This window comes from Butyrivibrio hungatei (assembly GCF_900101605.1).
Lineage (GTDB): Bacteria > Bacillota > Clostridia > Lachnospirales > Lachnospiraceae > Butyrivibrio > Butyrivibrio hungatei_B.
Genome location: NZ_FMUR01000025.1, coordinates 1 through 24,028, shown reverse-complemented (window position 1 = coordinate 24,028; position 24,028 = coordinate 1). Strand labels below are relative to the sequence as shown.

Genomic DNA, 24,028 nt, shown 5'->3' with positions numbered 1-24,028 from the left:
CTAAAAAATTCGGGCTTAATCTTTTGTCTTTGCTGAACAAAAGCCGAGGCAGATGGCAATGAACTGACATCATGGAAGATATCAATCATCTCATTGGTTATACTCTTGCTTTCCATCTCGATGATAGCTCTGACTATTTTTTCGAATGGAAGCTTACGATTCCTAGTGAAATCTACTTTGGGATTAACAACATAATCCAACATGTTTTGAGTAGTGGTAGTGATTTCAGATAATAAAAGCTTTTTAATGTGTTTTGGTTTCATATGTGACCTCCTTGCAATCAAGTTTTCCTTAATTACAAGGGCCGCTTTCGCTACCTTTAAAACATCAGTAGCGAAAGCGGCCACACATTTACGATAATCTGTCAATACCTTTTAAGAAAAAAAGACCCCTATGTCATTTCTGACATAGAGATCTTTTGGGCTGTCATCTTAACTTAATGACATTGATCACACGATTGACCGTCTTAATTATTTTCAAAAAGATTTGTTTTCTTTATGCATTTCTAAGTCTGAATTTCTGTATTTCTCTGTCACTCTCAACTTTCTCGATATGTGCTCCGAGTTCACGAAGCTTCTTATCGAAGTCTTCATATCCACGTTCGATATACTTAATATCCTCAACTGTGGAAATACCGTCTGCAGTAAGTGCCGCTATTACAAGCGCCGCGCCTGCTCTTAAATCAGGAGCCGAAACTGTTGCCCCCGTATATTTATTAACTCCCTCTACTATTGCTGAGCTGCCTTCAACTTTAATGCTGGCACCCATTCTGGTGAGTTCATCAACATATTTAAATCTGTTCTCGAAAATACTCTCCGTAACAACACTGATTCCACTTGCAAGTCCAAGTGCAACCGTCATCTGAGGCTGCATATCCGTAGGAAATCCGGGATAAGGAAGAGTCTTAACATGTGTATTCTGAAGTCTCTTTGTCGCAACTACACGTACTGCATCATCAGATTCATGAACCTGACATCCCATCTCAATAAGCTTGGCACTTATTGATTCAAGATGCTTGGGAATAACATTTTTTATAGTAATGTCACCCCTTGTTGCAGCTGCAGCAAGCATAAATGTTCCCGCTTCAATCTGATCGGGAATAATGGCATATTCTGTACCGTGAAGTTTCTCAACTCCCTGAATTCTTATAACATCGGTACCTGCGCCTTTTATATTTGCGCCCATACTGTTAAGGAAGTTTGCAAAATCAACTACATGAGGCTCTTTGGCGGCATTCTCAATAACAGTCAGTCCCTCTGCCATTACAGCAGCCATCATTATATTGATGGTAGCTCCGACACTTACAACATCAAGATAGATGTGATTACCTGTAAGCTTATCAGCATGTGCGGCAATAATCCCGTGCTCAATGTTTACCGATGCTCCGAGAGCATTAAATCCCTTTATATGCTGGTCTATAGGTCTGAGTCCGATATTACATCCTCCGGGGAGTGCAACTCCTGCCTTCTTGTACTTACCAAGGAGTGCTCCCAAAAGATAATATGATGCCCTTATCTTTTTGATATAATCATTCTCTATAACATAGTCGTGGATCTGTGAAGCACATATCTTAACGGAATGTCTACCTGTTCTCTTAACAATCGCTCCGATACTCTCAATAGCCTGTAACATAACATTAGTGTCCGACTCATCAGGCATATTTTCTATATGTACGACCTCATCCGTCATAGTTGAAGCTGCCAAAATCGCAAGCGCAGCGTTTTTGGCTCCTCCTATCTCCACCTCACCTACAAGCGGATTTCCGCCTTTAATAATATACTTTTCCATATATAACCTTTCCCTGCCGGGTAATCTAACCACAAATGTAGCACCAACCTAATTACACTCGACATCTAATATTAATAGCACAATACCAACACTGTGTCAAAACAAGCAGAGCCCCCATGGTACCGTGTTTTTTCAACAAAATGAGCAGGTTTTTACGCATTTCGCTAATAAATTATTAATAATTATACCATTTTAATTAATATATTCCAATGGGTTAACAGGTTTATCATTGACACGAATTTCAAAATGTACATGAGGTCCCGATGAAACACCGGTATTTCCTGACAATGCAATCTTATCTCCCTGATTTACTTTCTGTCCTACAGAGCATGCAACCTTAGAAAGATGACCATATCTTGTTTCTCTTCCGTCATTGTGCTTGATATATACGCAGTAACCGTATCCACTTCCCCAACCGGCTCTTGTTACAGTTCCGGCTGCGGATGCAACGACAGTAGTTCCTACCGGCGTTGCCCAGTCCACACCTTTATGGACGGTGCTGGCACCCTTGGTAGGTCTTTTTCTCGGACCAAATCCTGAAGACAATCTTCCTCCGGATATAGGCTTGATATATGAAGGCGGCTCAATTGTTCCGATTTCAATAACCTTAGGAACGGCTTCTTTGGTCTTTACAACTTTTTCAACTTCAGGAGTGCCTTCCACTCGGTTATCCACATAAGTTGTAAGAAGAACCGCATCACGAACTCCGGGAACCGCTTCCTGAACAACCTTCTGCTCGGTCGTAAACCACTTTTTATTTGTAATTTTTGATATGGGTGCCTGATAACTCTCATGTTTACGAAGCTCTTCCATGACATATCTTACAGAAAGCTCATGTCTCGGAACCACAACCGTCAAGTTGTCGTGATCTCTTATTGTTGAAGCCGCATCCTGAAGCTTATCAGGATTCATCTCAACAAGCTGATCGACAGTCAGGTTATGATGAACGGCTATACTATATAAACTGTCACCCGTCTGTACTTCATATGTTTCTTCTTTTTCCTTATCTCCCGTAAGATCGGTGAAAGCCGTATCGGGATTTGCCAATTTATAGGACGGAAGATAACTTTCAACAATCTCTATCTTATCGTTAAAATCAATTTTAACCAGTCCATATTTGAAATCATTGAAATCCTTATAATCGCTTTTTATATCCGCAGCATCTGCCGCATCTCTTATAACTTTATTTACGCCGATATTTGAAAGGAGCGGCTTTAGCGTGCCCTCTTCTTCCTGAATCTCTTCCTTACTCTGAACCTTGGGCATCAGCACGTTTACTTCTCTGGTAGAATCAAGTTCAAGATTCACATCAAACATGTCCTTCTCATCGTACATAGAAATAACACGTTCCAAAAGATTCTTTACCTCATCAATGCTTGCCAGATTCAAAGAAAACTTATTTATTTTAACAGAATATGTCTTCTGGATCGAATCAATCTTACTCTGATTGAGAACTGCGGCCATCTTGGCTGCTATTTTCTCAGGTGATTCTACAACACCCCACATCTTACTCTCGCCTTCGATAGAAAGATCTGCCATAGTAAGAGTAAGATCGTCATTCCCCTTTGCGATTGCTCTTCTGGCGTATCTGTAAGCTTCATAGGCATCGTTTCGTGAACCCACTTTACCAACTTCCTGACCGTTTATCTTTATCGTGAAGTAATTATTTTCATTCTTTTGGTAATTAGTCATGTTTGGCATGAACAAAATCCACAAAAAGATAATTATCACCGTCGATTCCAAAAACCATATTTTAATCTTCTTTTTAAATACCGTATCTCTTAAATTCATCGCATAAAAGTCTTTCTATATAAGCTGGTTAAAGTACTCCGAATATCCTTAAAACATTAAACAAAAGATCTGCCACAACAATAAGTAATATAATTATAAGTAGCGGACCAACCGCATTATTTTTATATTCAACGATATCAAGAACCGTTTCCATCTTCTTGTTGATCTCAGTCATCTCTTCCTCGACTTTTTCGCGATTTTTATCCACAATCGCCTGAACATTTCTGTATATCTGTACACCGACATCATGAGTCTTGGTATTGCTCTCATCTATTTTATTGAAAACTTTATCAAACTCTTCCGCATAATCCCTTGAAGCTTCTATCAATTCCTCAAGCTGTTCAAGCTGCCTGCTGTAATCTGCAGCATCCCTGCGCAATTCTTCGATTTCTTTCCTGTAGTGTTCGGCTTCCTTCTTGATTCTCTGGGCTTCTGCCATCTCCGCCTGGGAGTTGGCTTTTATTATGTCCTGTGGGCTAAACTTTTCAGCAAGTTTGTCCATAAAGTTCTCCATAAGGTTCCCTCCTCATAAATGCGTTACTCCCCTAATCTGCATACAATATAGCTTATCATCCATTATGCAAATTAGACAAGATTGTAATATCAAAAAGTTTATTATTGTGTACTTTTACCATTTGTTCATTGGCCGTTCATACTTTGTTCATATTTAACTTGTATAGTATTTTCAGAGCAAAACAACGACGAACTTAATTTAAAATTTAGATAGATTTTTTCATAATAGGCCGGGCGCAGCGATGTGTCTGGCCACTCCTCATTAATACGGCTTTTTAAGACATTTACCCCCAAATGCCTCTACTACCGTTAATTTGCGGTAGTATTCTCAATTGCCTGAATCTCATCATTAAGGGACAACATTCTGGCATCCAGATCGGCCACCATCTTGGCGCACTCATAAAGCTCGGTATTTATATGCACCGGTGCCTTCCCCTCAAATTTATATTGAATCTTGTGCTCAAGTGAAGCCCAAAAATCCATTGCAACTGTTCTTATCTGAATCTCAACTTTCACGTTTACTATCCTGTCCGAAAGATAAACAGGAAGTGAAACGATCATATGATAGCTTCTGTATCCGCTGTCCTTGGGATTCATGATATAGTCCTTAATGGTCAGCACCTGAATATCCTTCTGGCTGCTGATCATCTCAGCTATTCTGTAAATATCGGATGTAAAAGAGCATATTATACGAATACCTGCTATATCATTCACATAGCGCACCATATTCTCAATGGTAGATTCGTATCCGTTTCTCTTAAGCTTTTTGACAATGCTCTCAGCCCCTTTAACTCTGGCCTTAACGTGCTCAATAGGATTATATCTGTGAACCTCCTGAAATTCCTCATTGAGGATTTCAATCTTGGTCTGTATCTGTTTCAGCGCAGCATTATAAAGAAGGTTAACCTCCTCCCATGTATGCATGTCATCGGATATTTTAATATTGCTTCCTGAAAGATCTAATTCCATTATTTACACCCAATATTCCTTGTTCATCGAAAACGCTGTCACCAAACGCTGTGGCAATTTCTGATAATTTCTGCCAAGCTTGTAACCCAGCCATCTGAAACCACACATAATTATATAATGCGGTATAAGGTATCCCTTTCCTATATGTCTGAAATGATTGACAGTCTGTCCGACCATCTTCTTTCCCTCTGACTCGGAACTTATATTGCCGAATATCTCGGGATGATCCGTCTGTGATACTCCAAGGTCAAAATTTCTGTGGAATTGTTGCATACAGGTGTAGTTATGTGAATGAACCACTCCCGCTTCGGGAACATAGCATATAGCATATCCCTTCTGGCATGCATTTCCCGCATATACCATATCCTCGTTAAAGATAGTCTTATGCGTAAATCCACCTATCTTATCGTATATATCGCGCCTGTACATGGCACATACATTTGAGCAAAAATAAGTCTTTATTCCCAATCTGCTTACATCCGCCTGAGTTTTTCTGATAAACTCGTTCGGATAGTTGAATTTTCTTGAATATCTCTCCGCAAGATTACAATCAGGTCTCGGATACTGTCTTGCATATGCTGCCGCAACATCCTCATCAAGCGACTTCGCAAGAGAAGCTATAAGTGCCTTATCCCTTGGAAATGCATCCTGTGTCATCATAAGAAAAAAATCTGCGGAAGAAAGCATTACTCCGCGGTTTCTGGTCTCTCCGTGGTCAAATTCTTTTTTGCTCACATGTTCAACGATAATATTGTCGTATTTATCAGCCGGATTAGCACCTGCCTTATTCACAAAATCATTCCAATACTGTTCTTCAGTATTCATTATGATAATATGTTCAGGTCTTACAGATTGCTTTTCAAGATTATCAATCAGTTCCAAAAGAGATTTATCCGGCCTATACGTTGGTATTATCACATCAACTTTATACATCTCTACCTCAATTATATTAAATAATCAGTCCCAATCAAAGCGTTACCGATACTTCCGTCAAAGGAATTTCGACGAAACTTCCTATGTCAGAAAAAAGGGCTGAGCTCATACAGAACCCGGCCCTTCTATTATATTCTGCTAAAAATCGCCTTACTTTCCTGTAACTGCGCTAGTCTTCTTACTATATTTCTTAATATCCGGAAGATTGATTAATTGCTCTTACCTGTACCGGTATCCGCACTGATCTTCTGGCTGTACTTCTTAACATCTTCAGATACAGCATACTCAGTATCATTAAAGAGGAATCCATGAAGCCACTTAACGTTACTTTCAAGATCAACAGGCGCTACAACACTCTTCTTTCCAACTCTGGCATTTGGATTGATCATATCCTGATTAGGGAAACCTGACTGATCTACAATCTCATACTTAGGAACATTCTTAAGGAGTTTGACTATTTCATCAAAATTAAGTGTTGTATATGATTCCTTAAATATTTTTTCTGCAACCTCTTCAAGCTCCGCAGGGCTTCTCTTTTTTGCCTCTTCAAGGCATGCCTGAATTACTTCTCTCTGTCTTGCGGCACGGTCGATATCACCATTTGCGGTATATCTTACTCGGCAGTAAGCTGTAGCCTGAAGACCTGTAAGTTTCTGCAATCCTGCCTTCTCTACAGGTTTATATTCCATCTTAAGTTCCTGAGCCATTGTATTCTCGTAGTTATTAAGATGCTTAACAACATTATCGGGAACATCAATCTCTACACCGCCCAAAGCATCAACAACATCCGTCAATCCTCTGAATCCGATCGTATAACAGTGCTTAATATCCATGTCAAGGTTCATATTGAGCATCTTGATTGCCTGTTCGGGACCGCCGTATACATATGCGGCATTACACTTGTCATAAGAATCATCACTGAGATTGAGCCATGTATCACGATATACTGAGCAAAGTTTGATCTCACCGGTATCATTGTTGATAGAACAGATTATGATAGAGTCAGTTCTTGTCTTCTTATCAAGCTGTCCCTTTCTTGAGTCAACACCAAAAAGAGCAATGTTTGTATATCCTTTCATGTGCTCACTGTCTGCAGCTGCATCACTGATACTGTCATTAATCTCTGATTCATCAAGATTAACTCTTCCTACTTTTGTTGCTCCCATCTTAAAGAAGATATTGTATGCAGCGACCAAAAGCAACAATGCTACTGCGATCTCACTTACAAGGAGTATTAACGCTTTATTGTTTTTCTTACCGTTTCTGGGTGCACCGGGTCTTCCGGGCTGACCGCCTCTTCTGGGAGCACCGTATCCGGCACCTCTTCCTTCAGGTTCTCTTCTTCTGGCAGGTCTTTCGTCGTAATCATCATAATCACGTCTTGGTCTGGAATCTCTGCCTCTTCCCGAAGATTTCATATCATCTCTGTATCTATCATCTCTCTGAGAAGGTCTGCGACCGCCTCTGTCATAATATTCATCATCACGATTAGCCATATTACCTCTCCACTTCTTGTCGTCCCAACAAATTGGTCGTTTTTTAACATTATTTCTCTGTAACACTTTTTAACATTTGCGTAAAAAAGTTAGCGTATACCCAATACATTTTGCCACAAAAGTGAAAAATATACAAGTCTATACGCTCAATACGCATTCTTATTGACAATTCCGTACCTTATCGTTCCGATAATTATTTTAAAATCAAACATCATTGACCAATTTTCGATGTAATAAAGGTCATATTCAATTCTTTTCCTGATGGAAGTATCACCTCTGTAACCGTTTATCTGAGCCCATCCGGTAAGTCCGGGTCTTACCTGATGTTTTACCATATATCGAGGGATTTCCTCTTTAAATTTCTCAACAAACTGCGGCCTTTCAGGTCTTGGTCCGACTATGCTCATCTGACCGATCAATATGTTAAAAAGCTGTGGAAGTTCATCAATACTTGTCTTTCTGATAAACTTACCTATCGTTGTAACTCTCGGATCGTCCTTTGTGGTCCAGCCCTTTTTCTCTTCAGATTCGGTCTGAACTCTCATGCTCCTGAATTTATACATATTGAATGTTTTGCCGTTAAGTCCCACTCTTTCCTGCTTAAAGAGTATAGGCCCGTTGTCCGTACTCTTTATAAGGAAAGCCACAACAAACATCACCGGCGAACACAAAATAATTCCGATCAAAGAACCGATTATATCCACCATCCTCTTTGCAAGCCTGTTAAATGAATTTGTAAGAGGTACGTATCTGATATTGATAACAGGTATTCCCTGCACATCTTCCGTATACGGATTACTTGGAAAAAGAGATGAATAATCGGGAATGAACTTTGTGTGAACTCCCGATTTTTCACACTGTGCAACAAATTCCTCAAGTCTGTCATAATCATTCAAAGGAAGCGTGATAGTAATCTCATCAAATTGATTATTTTCCAGATAACTTGCAAGCTTATCGGTATTTCCGATAACCTCAATTCCGTGATAGCTTGTTCCGATCGGTACAAAATCATCCAGAACACCCGCGATCACATAGCCCCACTGAGGATTGTCGAGGATTCTGCTGATATAACCTTCTGCTGCCCTCGAATATCCGACAAGCAAAATATGCTTTATGTTATATCCTTTTTTCCTGATAAACTGAAGAAACTTCCTCAGAAGTCCGTGCGCTATCGTCGTCGAAGCAACATTTATCGCAAAAAAGATAACAGTAAGCTTTCTGGAATAGTGTTCCTTACTTATCCAGAACAAAAGTACATACAATCCCAACACACCGAGAACATTTGCCTCAAATATATCAATAAATTCATCCCATAATTTAAGTGCCCGTCTTGATGTATAGAGCTGCATCATGTAATACAGAAACAAAAAGGCAGGAACAACATAAATAAGATATTTAAAATATTCTTCCTGCGAATACTGTCCTATACTCGGATTCTTGATAATAAAATAAGACACAATATATGAACCGGCTATTATCAGCCCGTCCACTATAACATGCGCTCTGTTCAAATGTACCTGATTGTCCTTGATCATACTCTTGTTGCCCCAAATCTTCTTGCAATATTAATCCACAGTTCAAGCTGAAGGCCTGCGCATGCAAGAAACTCCTTCTTTCCAAACTTCTGTCTTCTGTCCGCATTTTTCAAGATTTTGGAAAAACCGGCCATGATTCCCCTTACATGGCTCATTCCCAATCCTTTACGCACATAGAAGACATGCTTAATAATTATCCCGGCCACAATAAGCGGCAAATTTATTATTATCTGCAAAGCCGGCATATTCTTATAGATAAAGTATAAGTTATTACCCGCTGTAAGTTCAACCTTAAAAGAGTTGTATCTTGAGCCAGAAGTTCCGCTTCCGGCATGATATACAACAGCTTCGGGATCGCAAACATTAAGATATCCCTTTACTCTTGCCCTGTATCCTATATCAACGTCCTCAAGATAGCAAAAATGTTTTTCGTCAAAATATCCTATTTCTTCAAATAAAGCACGCCTGTACATCGCAGCACCTGCGCAAGCAGATGTTATGACTGTCTGCTTTGTAAGAAAACCGCTCTTTTTATCTCTCCCGGGTGAAAACGCCCATCCGAGAGCACAATAATAGTCACCGCTATCATCAATAAGCTCCGGATTCTTAAGTTGAAGGAGCTTTGCCTGAACACTAAAGAGCTTTTTCCCCCTGTTCATGGTCTTAACCAGCGACTCGATCACATTCTCTTCGCATACGGTATCATCATTGAGTAAAAAAACATACTCGGAGTCCGACGCCTTTATGCCCACATTCACGGCATTGGCAAATCCGGTGTTTTCATTAAGAGCGATCACTTCCACATCTGAATGGTTATTTCTGATATATTCCACACTTCCGTCCGTGGAGCCATTATCCACAATGATAACATGAAAATCTCTGTACGTCTGCTTCTTAAGACTTCTAAGGCAGTCATCAAGATATTTTTTTCCGTTATAATTGGGTATTACCACCGTAACTGTTTCCATAGCGATCATATCCTTTTAACAACCTGCGGATCCCACATGATTCGAAGACCGCGCTTTCTTACTTCATCGCACACACGAAGGCTGAGCTCAACGATTTCATCCTCGGAAAGCCCTGCAAACCTGTCGTCTGCGCCTGTATCATTAAATGTATCCTTATATTTCCGGCCTGTAATCTCTTCATAGGCACTGACAAATTCAGGTCTTATTGCCATGCACCTTATATCAACGGCATAGCAATCCTGCTGAACTACCGCTCTATGCTGCAGTCCGCCGCTATATCCGATCAAAAGCCCTTTATAAAGAGCTGTTTTGTCTTTCTCATATATTCCGCCCGCGATTTTTTTCTTGTCATCTACGAGCTTTCCACCCACACAGCCTATATCTTTTCTGCATGTTAAGATATCAGGCTTATAATCTACCCTGTAAAATCCCAAATGCGGAAGATTGGAAACTTCTGCATCTATCTTTGCATCATTAAGCGCCGACTCTATCGCACGAAGTCCTGCTTCATAAGCATACATCTTACTTGCGGGATTTGCCGCCGTAGATTCACTGTGGCATCTCCAGTGGTAAAGAACCTTACCGATATGCGCCATCTGCCCCGAAGCCATATCCATCGAAAGTGCCGCTTCACAACTTGTTCTCAAAACCAGATCAAAATCCTGCGCACCGTCAAACTTTGACCTTAGTTTCAATCTCTTTATTATATCCCCTCTCACAACCGTAAAGTGACAGATATAATTATTAGAAAAAAGATAGTCCATATTAAAAGAGGGCTTTGCATGATGCTCGTAAAAGCGCCTCTTACCATTATCGTCCTCAAACTTATCCTCATCTGAATATATAAGCCTTATAGGACAGTTTTTATATCCGGACAGATGATTTTGCTTCATGCTCTTTTTAATGACTCTAAAGACCTCATAAAGAGCATCGGGAGTAAGAAGATCGTCGTGGTCCAAAAGACCTATATAATCTCCTCTTGCAAATTCAATTGCCCTGTTCGTATTCTCAGATATTCCCGCATTTTTATCAAGATGAAAGTACTTTATCCTCGGGTCGCTCTTCGCATATTCCTCCGCAACGGTCAGAGGCTCCGGTGATGCATCCGCAAGTACCAGCTCCCAATTTGCATAGCTCTGTGCTATAACGGATTCGATCATCTCTTTAAGAAACTCGGAAGGCGTGTTGTACATAGGAACAACAATACTGAAGTTCACCGTCTCGCCTTCCTCCGCAAAACGTCTGTACTCAAGATTCTGTTCCTTAAGAACATCTTCGGAGAGAGGATGATATTCGTATTTTTCCGCAGCACGTAACGAAGATTTTTCAAGGGCAGCAAAAAATGCGGCCTCAACACCATTGCGCTTAGCATATGTTATTGTTTTTATGACCGCATTTTTGATTCCCATAATTCTTAGTACCTTACTTATTTGTTTTTTATAACTTCGAAAGAACCTCAGCAGGTTTTCTCAGCTCAACTTACTTTATCGCATTTTTTACCGCCTCGGTAAGCTCATTCTGAAGCTTCTCGGCATCTTCCAGGTTCTTTCCTTTAACCCCCATGTAGAACTTAATCTTGGGCTCTGTTCCCGAAGGTCTTGCACAGCACCATGAATCATTGTTAAGTGCAAAATACAATACATTTGAAGTCGGAAGTCCAGTCTCGGACTCTTTTCCGCTCTCCATATCAACAACCTTTCCGGTCTTGTAATCTCTGAATTCTTCAACCTTCCAGTTTCCAAATGTCTTGGGAGGATTCTTTCTGAGCTTATCCATTATAGCCGCAATCTGCTCAGCGCCTTCCTTACCCTTCATTGTGATGGAATACTGACCTTCTTTGTAATAGCCGTATTCTTCATACATATCGATCATTGCATCCCATACGCTCTTGCCCTGCTTTTTATAAAAAGCTGCAAGCTCGCAGAGGCACATAACGGCAACGATAGCATCCTTATCTCTTGCATGTGTTCCCGCAAGACATCCGTAAGACTCCTCAAGACCAAATACATAGTTGTGAGACTGGTTGTTCTCTTCGTAGATCTTGATCTGCTCACCGATATACTTAAATCCTGTAAGAACCTCAGTATAATAAAGTCCGTACTTCTCAGCAACATGTTTTGCCATATTCGTTGTAACAATAGTTGTTACAAAAGCAGGATTTGCCGGCATTGTCTTTGTATTTGTGCGCTCTCTTAAGATATACTCACCGATAAGCATACCTGACATATTACCTGTAAATCCTACATATTCGCCAGTCTTAAGATCCTTTGCATAAATTCCGAGACGGTCTGCATCGGGATCGGTTGCAAGAACGATATCCGCATCCTTCTCTTTTGCAAGTTCAAGCGCAAGCTTAAATGCTTTTGGATCTTCCGGATTGGGATATTCCAAAGTTGTGAAATCCGGGTCCGGAGCTTCCTGTTCGGGAACAACATATACATTCTTAAAGCCAAGTTCTTTCAAAACTCTTCTTACAGGAAGATTGCCTGTTCCGTGGAAAGGTGTATATACAATACTGAACTTATCAGCCATCTCATCGATAACATCCTGATGAATGATCTGCTTTTTAAGCTCAACCATATATTTGTCGTCTATCTCGGTTCCAAATGAAACATAAAGTCCCTGTGCTATGGCATCTTCTTTTGACATTGTCTTAACTTCATGATAATCCTTGATAGCCATAACCTCGGCAATTATTCCGTTGTCATGAGGAGGTGTGATCTGTGCGCCGTCTTCCCAATATACCTTGTATCCGTTGTATTCCGGAGGATTGTGAGAAGCTGTTACCATTACACCCGCGATACATCCAAACTCTCTGAGTGCAAAAGAAAGTTCGGGTGTGGGACGTAAGATATCACTTACATAAGCCTTGATTCCGTTTGCTGCAAGACAAAGAGCCGTCTCATCGGCAAACTCGGGTGAGAATCTTCTGCAGTCAAAAGAAATTGCTACACCCTTCTTAGCTGCGTTAGGTCCGCCGTTCTTTTTGATATAATTCGCAAGTCCCTGTGTAGCTTTTCTTACAACATACTTGTTCATTCTGTTTGTTCCGGCGCCGATAACACCTCTAAGTCCGCCGGTACCGAACTCAAGCTCTCTGTAAAATCTATCTTCAACTTCGGCCTCATCATTCCTGATAGCCATTAATTCCTTTTTAGTCTCGTCATCAAAATATGAATCATTGAGCCAATATTCAAGCTGTTTTGATGCTTCACTCATTTTTTCTTCCCTCCTTAGGATAAAACTACTGGTTTATTATAGCATGATTGTATCCGTCACGCTTTACTTGTCCCTTAAACTCGAATACCCCTCAACATTCAGACTGTAATCGCTTCTGTCCAGAGAAAAATTCGGATTGTAATAAGGATCTCCCTTATCAAGAACTTCCTTCCACTTTGTTCTAAAGTGCTCCGACTCGTCTTCGTAGCGCTTTGCATTCTCTCCCTCAAGGTCAAGGCCTCTTGAAAGAGATTCATAATGAAACATCTCAGCAAAAGGAGTAAATACGTTAAGATACCCTTTTTCTCTGAGTTTAAGGCAAAAATCAACGTCGTTAAGGCTCACTTCAAAAGTCTCGTCAAGTCCTCCGACTTCGTCGTACTTCTTTCGTGAAACCATAAGACACGCACCCGTTACGGCACTGACATCCTGTGCATAGCAAAGTCTGCCCATGTATCCGAGGTTCATACCCGCCTGTCCGTAATGTGAATGCCCCGCTGTTCTGTGAGCACCGAGCTTAAGCACAACTCCGGCGTGCTGTATCTTTCTGTCAGGGAAGTAAAGCTTACCGCCTACCGCGCCGACATCCGCTCTCTGAGCGTACATCAAAAGTTCTTCTATCCAGTTTACGGTTATAACCTTGGTGTCGTTGTTAAGAAGAATGATATACTCTCCGTCCGACGCTTTGACACCATAGTTTACAACCTTGGAATAATTAAATTTCGGCTTTGAACCGTCAGGATTTAAGTTACTCTTGTCCTCGTAGAAATCTACAACCTTGACAATATCCTTAAGAGCTCCCGACTTAAGTTCATCATAATAGCCCTTTATCTCGGAGCCCTTACTTCCGTTCTCGACAACTATTATCTCATAGTTATCATATACGGACTTTTCATATATTGAATCAATGCACCTTCTAAGGTCCTCTGCGTGCTCGCAGTTGGGAATAACAATGCTAACCTTCGGTGTTCCCACAACCTCGTAGCTTATCTTGAAAATAGTCTCAAAAGCTCTGGTACTTGTGATCTTAAAGTGATCGTAGCCGTGGCGTCTTAAATGATCTGCCACCGCTCCCTTTGCAGCCTCTATCGCATAGGGTTTTGCGCTTATATCCGATGCAACGCTTCCCGCATGAGATCTCCAATAGTAAAGAAGCTTTGGAATATGCACGATATGCTCAGCTTTATCCGTGAGTCTGAGTATCATATCATGATCCTGACTTCCGTCAAACTTTGTTCTGAAAAGCTCCGTTCCCTCAAGAAGAGTTCTCTTAAACACACTGAAATGACAGATATAATTGTTTGCCCTTAAGTTATCGATAGCATAATCGGGCTTAAAGTGCATGGTTATCATCTTGTTGATGTCATCGCCTTTAAAGGTAGTCTCATCACAATAGATATAATCCGCATTTTCTTCATTTATTGCTTTGACATACCAGTAGAGAACTTCGGGATGAAGGATATCATCGTGATCGAAAAGACCGACATACTCACCCTCTGCAAGTTCAAGGCAGTGGTTTGTATTTCCCGAAATTCCTTCGTTCTTCTCAAGCTTCTTGTAGGAAATCTTGCAATTTCCTTCCTTGTCCAAAGCTCTTTCTTCTTTCATGTACTCATTTACAATCTGAGATACAAGTCCTACATGTTCATCATCGGATCCGTCGGCAAGACACAGCTGCCAGTTTGAATAAGTCTGTACAAGCACGGATTCGATCATATCTCTAAGGAACTTCTCGGGAGTGTTATAAAGAGGCACCAGGATTGAAATCTTCGGCATCTTCGCAAAAACTGCTTCTTCCTGCTCTTTTCTTACTTCCGGAGTAGGAAAACTCTCCGTACCGTAGTGCGTCATAGCTTTTTTCTCTATCTGCTTGTACTTTAGCTTTGCTATAACTCCCTTTACAGAGCCCTGATTTCTCACCCTGTCAATCTGCCTTATGGTAAAATGCATGGCATTTCTTGCGGGCGTACTTGCCTTCCAGATAGGATTGTTCTTGATCCTTGAAAGCTTGAATTCAAGTTCGCTGTTCTTATCTTCAAGCTCAGCTATCCTTGATGCAAGATCGGCGCTCTTTAATTTCTCTTTTTCATATGCTGCTTTAAAATCAAAATCTTTTTCTGACATAAAAACTTCCAATCAATTCTTTACATTCAATTCTTCACATGTAATATATTCGGTACCCAGTTAATGAGTTTTAGCCTGCTCGTTCTGTCAATCGCAAGCATTCCGATCTGATAGAATCCGGGTTTCAATTCACCCTTTTTAATCTTGAGCTTATATCCCGTAAGGTCCACATTGACCTGGTCCTGAAGCCTTACCCTGATGTCCGGCCTGTACCATATATATGGCGTAAAGCTGTAAACTTCAGGTCCCACAGGCCCTGCTCCGTCCTCGTATCTCTCCACAAGTCTGAGGAGAAGTTTTTTATCATAAATCGCATTATCAGATCCGATGACAAAACTGTATCCCTTGAGATAATACCCCTCAAGATTCTCAGCCGTGTTCACGCCGTAAAGCCAGTTGTCCATGGAAGCATTGTACTCGCATCCGACTCTGAGACACTGATCTTCTCTCGCACCCTTAATGCCCTTCTCATGAAGAACAGGTGACATATAAGGAATATCCTCAACAGGCGTATAGTCCTCTCGCGGAATGATGGCCGATATCGTCTCATCCTCCGTAAGATGCGGGCTGTAAAAAGGATCCTTATTATACAGATGTGAATGTCTCTTCATAAGTATCTCGCCCTCGGATGCAAGTCGTTCCATCTTCTTCGGGTCAAGATTATCAAGTCCCCTTGTAAGAGACTCATGGTGCAAAAGATAAGTATGATTGCAACAAACGTTGTAATAACCCTTTTCAAAAATACTATAGCAGAAATCAACATCGTTGAAAGCCACTTTAAGTTCCTCGGGGAATCCTCCCACATCATTGAACTTTCGCCTGCTGATAAGAAGACAAGCGGCCGTCACACCTATCATATTGTGGATTCCTCTGTTATAGCCAAAGTAATGACTCTTATTGTCATGCATCTTCTGAAGCTTATGAACAGGGCCTCTTCTTACATTGGCAATTCCGGCATGCTGGATAAGATCTGTCTTTGGATAAATGAGTTTTGCACCCACTGCTCCGACATGCTTTAACTGAGCCTGAGAAATAAGCTCGGTAAGCCATCCTTCCTTTACCGCCTCTATATCGTCATTAAGGAAAAGAAGATACTCTCCCGTCGAACTTCTCGCGCCCTGATTGCACATAGCCGAGAAATTAAACTCCTGAAGCTTGTATATATAATTTATCTTGGTAAGTCCGTTTTTTCTTGGTGCTCTCGATGCATACACACCGTACTTTACTCTGTTCGACGCAGAGCTTCCGTTGTCTATGACAACAATGTCATATGTTATTCCGGCATCCTTTGTCGTCTCAATTATCGAATTGAGACACTGCTGAAAAACCTCCGGGTGATCTTTTGACGGAATAATAATACTCACCGTCACCGGCTTTAATAGCATGTGTCTTGAGTTATGGAAACTCCTTCCGTAAAAGACATCCTGCCCCGCATTTCTGTGAAACAAAACCTCTCTTATATGTCCTATTGGAAGCTCTGTTCCCGTCCTCTTTGCAAAAGCTCTCTCATGAATAGCAAGCATGCAAAAGAGAACATCGGCTGACAGAAGTGACGCTTCAAGCCCCACCTGCTCAGGTGAATTTTTCTTGTTTGCCGTTCCTCCGAGCATTTTGACAGCATTGTCATATTCAGGAATGGCATCATGTACAGTCTTCGATCTGCATGCAAAAAGACTGCCTATATAAAATGCATTTAAATACGAATCGGGTGACCAGTCGGGCTTAAAGAAAGGATGAATAAACTTTCCGCCGCTTCCGATCTCATCCTCATCCGCATAAACAACGTTATGCTCGGGATGTGCTATAAAATACTGCTTTATTACTTCACCGGCTCTTTTCGTAAGTTTTCCCTTGGGACTTACAAAAATATATACGGTGTTTTCATCATTCTTGGCGTCAGTCATCTCCCATACTTTTGCATACGGAACAACCTTTACCTTAGGCTCGGGAAGCTTGTGCGGTATAAGTTCTCCGTTTTCTCCCGTCTCATACTGAACGGGCGCTTCCGCCTGGATAACAGGGTTCTTCTCGATAGTCTTCTGCCACTTGTCATAAGCTGATGCCTTGGCATTGACCATTCTGTTGTATTTAGCTATTCTTTTTGTCGCAAGAGTACTTTTAACTAACCCCTTAAGCATTCCCCGTTTTTACTCCTCGTCTCTGTAATAACGTGCCTCACGCTTTTCAACAATCTTTCTTCCGATTTTCTTTATTATCCCCACTTTTTCCTTTGGCTCGGCGGCCTGCTGAAGATTAACGGAATTTATAATGGCATCCGCGGCGTTTTTGGGAACCATCGTAGTAAGAATTTTCACCGTGAGATGATTGTTTTCCTTTACGCCAAGTTCGCTCGACGTAAGATCGAACTCAATATTCGGATCGTCTGTATTAAACATAAAGGAATCATCAGTGATCCACTCGCCGTTTACAGGTCTCAGCGTAATATCTGCCGAGCCGTCTTCAATTGACAATCCATTCCATGCCGCCTCGATCACGGTAACCATGCAGGGTGCAAATGCAGGATCGAGTCTTAACACCTTACACCTTGAATCCACCTGAATATCGAGACTTATCTCGTTCTTGTCATCATACTGCTCCTCGGGGAATATCGAATCATCCTCCGAGTAGCCGGCTCCCTCGTCAAAGTAAACCTGTATGCAGTCTGCAGCTCTTGCCGCATCCGCGGACTTTGAGAGTTCCTTTGGAACAATGACTTTTCTTCCTATATCTTTCCAGATTTCAACGAGAGATTTTCTGTTTCCCGTAACATATTTCTGGAATGCATATTCTTCATCAAGAAGAACCTTCATCTCTTTTTCTTTTAACCCAAGTCTCTCATAGACAGGCTTCGGATCAAACTTCTCTCTCTTCCTGTCTTCGAGCCTGTAGCAATAAAGTGCTCTCCACACCTGCTCCTTGGGCGGAATACATTTTCCGTATGTCCACTCATAATCAATTATAGTCCAGATAGGTCCGTTTACCATAATATTGGAAAAGATAAGGTCATAATCGGACACAGGATAATCAGTCTTATAATTGAGTCTCTTGATGTACTCATTTATAAGTGCGTCGAAGGCATCCATATCATCCCTGTCAATGCACTGATCAAGGAGTGATGCAAGCGGAACGCCGTTTACAAAAGAAAATACGGCGCAGCCTTCATTCTCATCTATCTGGCAGTCGTTTATCTCGAAATCACCGCCTCTAAACTTCTCCTGAAGTCCGAGGTAAGCATCCCTGAGGCCGAAAACATGCTCTCTTGCAGCCGCCGTTAGCGGGAATTTCTTAATAACTTTTCTTCCCGTTCTGCTTATGGCGATATCTGTTCTTATCTTAAACTCATCGACTCTGTCATTGCTGTACTTACTGTATACGGTATCAAATCCGGGTCCCAGTATTACTTCAAAAGAGTTTGCAAAATCAGGATACATTCCGTCTTTAACAAGATCCTCATAAGCGTGCTTCTCATTAAAGAGAACCATTCTGTCCCTGTCAAAGTTTCTGACATTGTCCTGAAGTTCTCCGAACTTAGGGAAATAAGAATCGGAGTGGATCATTGTCATAAGCTTATAATCAGGATACGGATAATAGAAATGATAATCATTCATTCCGCATTTTTTAAATATATTTATAAGACCGTTTCTGGTAAAAGTCTTCGCAACACTGTCGGCGGTATAGCCTTCGATTCCCTTAAAATATGTTCCGAGATGGTCCTCTGAACATCCCGCAAAATACTTAAGTCCGAGGCGGTTCTCGATTGCGATTACGATTCTTCCGCCCTTCTTAAGGTGCCTGTTGAGCATACGCAAAAACTTCTCGTAAGGGTTATCCGTTCCGATATATCCCTGTCCGTACTCAAACACGCCGATAAGGAAAATATAATCAAAATCCTTGTCAAGATCGGGCTCAACGTCTCTGAAGTTTCCGACGTGAATGGTCACGTTTCCGCATTCTCTGTTCCTGTAGGCATTGATCTCAGATCTTCTCCTTGAAAGATCGCATGAAACAACACTTGCAGCTTTCTTTGAAAGCATTCCCGTTATTGCTCCGCATCCCGATCCGACTTCAAGAACCTTCGCATTTGGATCCATGGGAATCCACTCAACGATATTGGCTCTCTGCTCGGAAAGATGATAGAGAATCGGCCAGCTTGCTTTTTTCTCTATGATCTCCTGAAATTCTTCTTTTTTATGATTTTTTACAATCTCAAGAAGATCGTTCTCTACAGCACCGTCGCTGTACAGATCGACTCCGGAATAATGTTTGAAATTAAGTGTGACATTGCCAATCTTAATCTGTTCCTGCATCTATATCTCTCACTTTACATGTTGTGTTCATGTCGTAATATCCAACCGTATTCTTATCAGATACGACAGTAATGTTAAGAGCATCATAAAGCCTGTGGTATACAGTAAAATCATTCTGTTCAAATCCTGTAACACCAAAGCTCAAAAGATACTCACCGCCCTGTAAAGACATCTTCTGAGTAAAGGTTATCTCTTTCTCATCACCTGCTTTTACAGGTTCCAAAAAAGCTTTCTCAACCATGGAATTGGTACCCGTAATCTCAATTCCCATAATATTCTTGAAGGTGAGTGCAAAAATAGGTGCCGCAACATCCTTATTAAACCTGACCTTCATGTGTACGGTAAATTCAGTTCCCTTTATTATTGAATTCGACCTTACTCCGTTTGAATCGGTAGCAAAATACTCATAAATGGTTGCCGCTCCATCGCCATATTCGAGCGTATCGGGATTTGCACCCGCTTCTTCCTCGGCAGCCCATTCGCTGAATGATTTCTTTCCGTCTTTTCTTTTGCCTGCCTTATCGGCACTTTCGGATTTTTCGGAACTGCTTTTTTTAATTTTTGCATCAGCTTTTTTGTCTGCTTTGGCGGCAGCCTCTCTGATATCGTCATCGTAGAGAAGATTCTCGCCGTCGCTGCTTGGAAGCGGATACTGACCTACAAGAACCTGCTTGTAGATGTCTATCATCTTCTTTGGAGTTCCCTCACCGAGAAGTACACCTTGATTTAGAAGCACCGCTCTGTCACAGTATTTACTGATACTTGAAAGGTCGTGTGACACAAAGAGGATTGTCTTACCTTTTTTCTTAAATTCCTCAAACTTATGATAACACTTTGCCTGGAAAAATACGTCTCCTACGGAAAGCGCCTCATCAACTATAAGTATCTCCGGATCGATGTTTATCGCAACGGCAAAAGCAAGTCTTACAAACATACCGCTTGAATAAGTCTTCACCGGCTGATATACATAATCTCCGATGTCCGCAAACTCAAGGATCGCGTCCATCCTCTTTTCTATTTCTTCTTCGGAAAAGCCGATCATCATACCGTTTAAGTAGATGTTGTCGATTCCGTTATATTCCATGTTAAAACCGGCTCCAAGCTCCAAAAGAGCTGAAATATGGCCGTTTACGTTTACTTCGCCCGATGTCGGAGTAAGAACACCTGTTATTATCTTAAGGATCGTAGATTTTCCGGAACCGTTTGTTCCGATGATTCCGACAGTCTCGCCCTTTTTAACCGTAAGATTTACGTTGTTCAAGGCAATCTTTTCCTTAAATTTTTTCCTCTTGGCAAGGCCGAGCGAATCTTTGATCCTGTCCGACGGCTTTTCGTAAAGCGTATATGATTTAGTGAGGTTTTTTACCTCAATCGCTATATCATTCTTCATTTAAAAAATCCCCATAATCTATGGATTGTTCCCCATAACACATCTCTGTTATGCGTTTGTCATACTCAAAGTACATCTGCGAAATGCGGCTTAAGGCGCTTAAATAGAACTGTTCCTATACAGAAAAGCACTATTACACACAGCCAGAAATATGTTGATGAATAAAAATGCTCAAAAAACCATGTTTCACCGTAGATTGAACTTCTGTAGCCTTCCACAATATATGTCATAGGATTAAGCTTAACAAATACCTTTATCAGATCCTCATATAGCCTTATTTCCTCTATCGTCAGATGCAGGTCATTAACAAAATGATCTCTGACACGATTTATAATATCGTTGTTTAAATCCCAAAGAATAGGTGTATACCACTGCAAAAGCTGAATTATAATACTGATGATCTGAAGGAGGTCTCTGAAAAAGACAACGAGAGCGCAGGTTGCGTAACTGATCGACAACACCAGTATAAATTCACATCCGATGTAATAAATGAGCTGGATCCAATAAATACTCGGCTCATATCCCATACACCAGGCCATCACAAGAAGCACACCCAAAAAGAATATATGAATAAACATTGCTGCAATTATTTTGATAATAGGAAGAATGCTTATTTTAAAAAGAACTTTTTTTACAAGATAGTTATATTCAAGAAGTGCTGTAGTTCCGTTATTAAGCGCTTCTACAAAGAAGAACCACGGCACCAGCCCCGCTGTGAGGTAAAGCACATGCTGAACTTCTCTTCCGTCAGGAAGAATATGAGGAGCAGTCGGAAAGAGTTTGCCAAAAATAATACTGTAAAGAATAACCGTAACAACCGGCTGAATGGCAGCCCATAAAGCACCCCAAGAAGATCCCGCATATCTCTTTTTGAAATCATTAACGGAAAGTCTTGCGATAAGTTTTCTGCTGTTCCAAAGTTCAACAGGCAAAACCGTAAGTTTGTCATACCAAAAATAGACCAGAATACATCCGACACCTAACAAAATGCATCCGCATATTTTTTTAAGCATCTCTGTTTGTTGGTCTGCAAGAGGATTGCTATGTAAAACAATTATCAGCGCAATTACAAACGCCAATACATAGAAAACGCCCAAGAATTTTTTCTTGGGGGGTTTTCCGATTTTCATTCTTTTATTCAAAACTCTTTTATTCCTCCCCATTTGGTGTCCTTATCGGAAAGGTTGAGTTCTACGCCGTCTATAAGTGGCCACTCTACTCCAATATCGGGATCGTTCCACTTAAGTCCGCCTTCATCATTTGGATGATAAAAATCTGAGCATTTATAAGCAAATTCGGCATACTCGGAAAGGACATAAAATCCGTGTGCGAATCCCTTGGGAATAAAGAACTGCTTTTTATTCTCGGCAGATAAAACAACACCGAACCACTTTCCGAATGTAGCAGAATTCCTTCTAAGATCAACTGCAACATCAAATACTTCTCCGTTAATGCAACGAACAAGCTTATCCTGAGGATAATTTTTCTGGAAGTGAAGACCTCTCAAAACACCCTGCTTACTTGCAGACTGATTATCCTGTACAAATTCAACGTCAATACCGGCTTCCACAAAATCATTCTTGTTATAAGTCTCAACAAAATAACCTCTGGCATCTCCGAAAACAGTTGGAGTTATAACCTTAAGTCCCTCTATATCACAAGTTTCAACGCTAATCTTACCCATTTCTTTTCTCCATTTCAGTTTGAACCTACAATTGCTGCGGGTTCTATATAATCATTAAATTCTTCATCCGTGGCATCGGAAGAAGCTCCGTCAGAACTTTCATTAGAAGCTCTGTTAAAAGCCTCGGTAGAGGATTCGGTAGAATTCCCTGCTGAAGATCTGTTCTCACCCTTCTTTGTAACAACAACCGAAGGTATATCCTCATTTGCATCAAAAAAACCTTCTTCAAACAAAAAGGCCTGAGTATTATCCCCTATCTGTTCTCCGTACATGCCAAAATCACTACTTGAAGAAGTATCGGCAGAAGCTTCCGTATCGGAAGCTCCTCCCTTACCGAAAATTTCTTTAATTTTGTCGGCATTTGTCGCATAGACTATGACCAGCACCAAAATTAGCGTACTGACAATAGCAAGCACCGCCGTCCTGAATACTTTATAGTCCATCTGCAACCTCAGATTCTTATCCTAATATCCGATCAAAGTCCGTTTGCAACCTCAACCAGATATTTGCCGTAGTCGGTCTTCATAAGAGGCTCAGCAAGCTTAAGAAGCTGTTCCTTGTTAATAAAGCCGCGCTTATAAGCAATCTCTTCAATACATGATACATAAAGTCCCTGTCTCTTCTGGAATGCGCATACGAAATCAGCGGCATCAAGAAGTGAATCGTGATTACCTGTATCAAGCCATGCAAATCCTCTTCCCATTGTCTCAACGTGAAGAGTTCCTCTTCTTAAATATTCATTGTTTATGCTTGTTATCTCAATCTCGCCACGGGCTGAAGGCTTTACATTTCTTGCTATATCAACAACATCGTTGTCGTAGAAGTAGAGCCCCGGAACCGCATAGTTACTCTTGGGATTCTCAGGCTTCTCTTCAATGCTTATAGCCTTTCCGTTCTCATCAAACTCAACAACTCCGTAAGCTCTGGGATCTCTTACATAATATCCGAAGATTGTGGCACCTTTTTCTCTTGCTGCCACATCACGAAGAAGTTTTGAAAAGCTCTGTCCGTAGAAAATATTGTCTCCAAGAACAAGTGCAACAGAGTCGCTGCCGATAAAGTCCGCACCGATGATAAATGCATCGGCAAGTCCCCTTGGCTGATCCTGAACAGCATAGCTGAAATTCATTCCAAGCTGCTCACCTGTTCCAAAAAGATCCTCAAATATAGGAAGGTCTCTCGGAGTTGAAATTATAAGTACATCTCTTATACCTGCAAGCATAAGAGTTGAAAGCGGATAGTAGATCATCGGCTTGTCATATACCGGCATTATCTGCTTTGAAATAGCTCTGGTAAGCGGATAAAGTCTTG

General features: G+C 41.1%; 18 protein-coding genes and 1 pseudogene. All 19 read right to left on the bottom strand.

Going from position 1 to position 24,028, the window contains the following annotated elements; all coding sequences use genetic code 11:
- Positions 1-263, bottom strand: a pseudogene (locus BLP87_RS15190) (IS4/IS5 family transposase); the annotation flags it as partial.
- Positions 264-495: 232 nt separating this feature from the next.
- A complete protein-coding gene (locus BLP87_RS15185) occupies positions 496-1,788 on the bottom strand; it encodes a UDP-N-acetylglucosamine 1-carboxyvinyltransferase (RefSeq protein ID WP_074463429.1) in 1,293 nt (430 codons plus the stop codon).
- Positions 1,789-1,980: 192 nt separating this feature from the next.
- Positions 1,981-3,579, bottom strand: coding sequence for a LysM peptidoglycan-binding domain-containing M23 family metallopeptidase (locus tag BLP87_RS15180; RefSeq protein WP_074463428.1), 1,599 nt, complete (start codon positions 3,577-3,579; stop codon positions 1,981-1,983).
- A gap of 28 nt (positions 3,580-3,607) precedes the next feature.
- Positions 3,608-4,093 (bottom strand): hypothetical protein, encoded by a 486-nt coding sequence (locus tag BLP87_RS15175; protein WP_074463427.1) that lies wholly within the window; start codon positions 4,091-4,093, stop codon positions 3,608-3,610.
- Between the two features lie 308 nt (positions 4,094-4,401).
- Positions 4,402-5,016 carry a GTP pyrophosphokinase gene (locus BLP87_RS15170; protein WP_420314848.1) on the bottom strand — a complete coding sequence of 205 codons (615 nt, stop codon included), beginning with the start codon at positions 5,014-5,016 and terminating at the stop codon, positions 4,402-4,404.
- A gap of 48 nt (positions 5,017-5,064) precedes the next feature.
- Positions 5,065-5,994, bottom strand: coding sequence for a glycosyltransferase family 2 protein (locus BLP87_RS15165; protein WP_074463425.1), 930 nt, complete (start codon positions 5,992-5,994; stop codon positions 5,065-5,067).
- A 209-nt stretch (positions 5,995-6,203) separates the two neighbouring features.
- Positions 6,204-7,490, bottom strand: coding sequence for an LCP family protein (locus tag BLP87_RS15160; RefSeq protein ID WP_074463424.1), 1,287 nt, complete (start codon positions 7,488-7,490; stop codon positions 6,204-6,206).
- A 146-nt stretch (positions 7,491-7,636) separates the two neighbouring features.
- The gene (locus BLP87_RS15155; protein WP_074463423.1) at positions 7,637-9,025 is read right to left on the bottom strand and encodes an undecaprenyl-phosphate glucose phosphotransferase; all 1,389 of its coding nucleotides are present in this window, start codon (positions 9,023-9,025) and stop codon (positions 7,637-7,639) included.
- Positions 9,022-9,993: a glycosyltransferase family 2 protein gene (locus BLP87_RS15150; RefSeq protein ID WP_074463431.1), complete on the bottom strand. Its 972-nt coding sequence runs from the start codon at positions 9,991-9,993 to the stop codon at positions 9,022-9,024. The genes BLP87_RS15155 and BLP87_RS15150 overlap by 4 nt, the downstream gene beginning before the upstream one ends.
- A gap of 5 nt (positions 9,994-9,998) precedes the next feature.
- Positions 9,999-11,402, bottom strand: a complete 1,404-nt coding sequence (locus BLP87_RS15145; RefSeq protein WP_074463422.1) for a glycosyltransferase family 2 protein — start codon at positions 11,400-11,402, stop codon at positions 9,999-10,001.
- 70 nt (positions 11,403-11,472) lie between these two features.
- Entirely contained in the window at positions 11,473-13,212 is a 1,740-nt protein-coding gene (locus BLP87_RS15140) for a phospho-sugar mutase (RefSeq protein ID WP_074463421.1), read from the bottom strand.
- A gap of 63 nt (positions 13,213-13,275) precedes the next feature.
- Complete coding sequence (locus BLP87_RS15135; protein ID WP_074463420.1) at positions 13,276-15,336, bottom strand: glycosyltransferase family 2 protein; 2,061 nt, start codon at positions 15,334-15,336, stop codon at positions 13,276-13,278.
- 26 nt (positions 15,337-15,362) lie between these two features.
- Positions 15,363-17,474 (bottom strand): glycosyltransferase, encoded by a 2,112-nt coding sequence (locus BLP87_RS15130; protein WP_074463419.1) that lies wholly within the window; start codon positions 17,472-17,474, stop codon positions 15,363-15,365.
- A gap of 9 nt (positions 17,475-17,483) precedes the next feature.
- Positions 17,484-19,643: a class I SAM-dependent methyltransferase gene (locus BLP87_RS15125; protein WP_074463418.1), complete on the bottom strand. Its 2,160-nt coding sequence runs from the start codon at positions 19,641-19,643 to the stop codon at positions 17,484-17,486.
- Positions 19,627-21,033: an ABC transporter ATP-binding protein gene (locus BLP87_RS15120; RefSeq protein WP_074463417.1), complete on the bottom strand. Its 1,407-nt coding sequence runs from the start codon at positions 21,031-21,033 to the stop codon at positions 19,627-19,629. Before BLP87_RS15120 ends, BLP87_RS15125 begins: the two co-directional genes overlap by 17 nt.
- Before the next feature lie 65 nt (positions 21,034-21,098).
- Positions 21,099-22,175, bottom strand: coding sequence for an ABC transporter permease (locus BLP87_RS15115; RefSeq protein WP_242871883.1), 1,077 nt, complete (start codon positions 22,173-22,175; stop codon positions 21,099-21,101).
- Positions 22,172-22,717 carry a dTDP-4-dehydrorhamnose 3,5-epimerase gene (gene rfbC / locus BLP87_RS15110; protein ID WP_074463416.1) on the bottom strand — a complete coding sequence of 182 codons (546 nt, stop codon included), beginning with the start codon at positions 22,715-22,717 and terminating at the stop codon, positions 22,172-22,174. The genes BLP87_RS15115 and rfbC overlap by 4 nt, the downstream gene beginning before the upstream one ends.
- Before the next feature lie 14 nt (positions 22,718-22,731).
- A complete protein-coding gene (locus BLP87_RS15105) occupies positions 22,732-23,160 on the bottom strand; it encodes a hypothetical protein (RefSeq protein ID WP_074463415.1) in 429 nt (142 codons plus the stop codon).
- 32 nt (positions 23,161-23,192) lie between these two features.
- A partial coding sequence (gene rfbA / locus BLP87_RS15100; protein ID WP_074463414.1) for a glucose-1-phosphate thymidylyltransferase RfbA occupies positions 23,193-24,028 on the bottom strand: 836 nt, incomplete at its 5' end.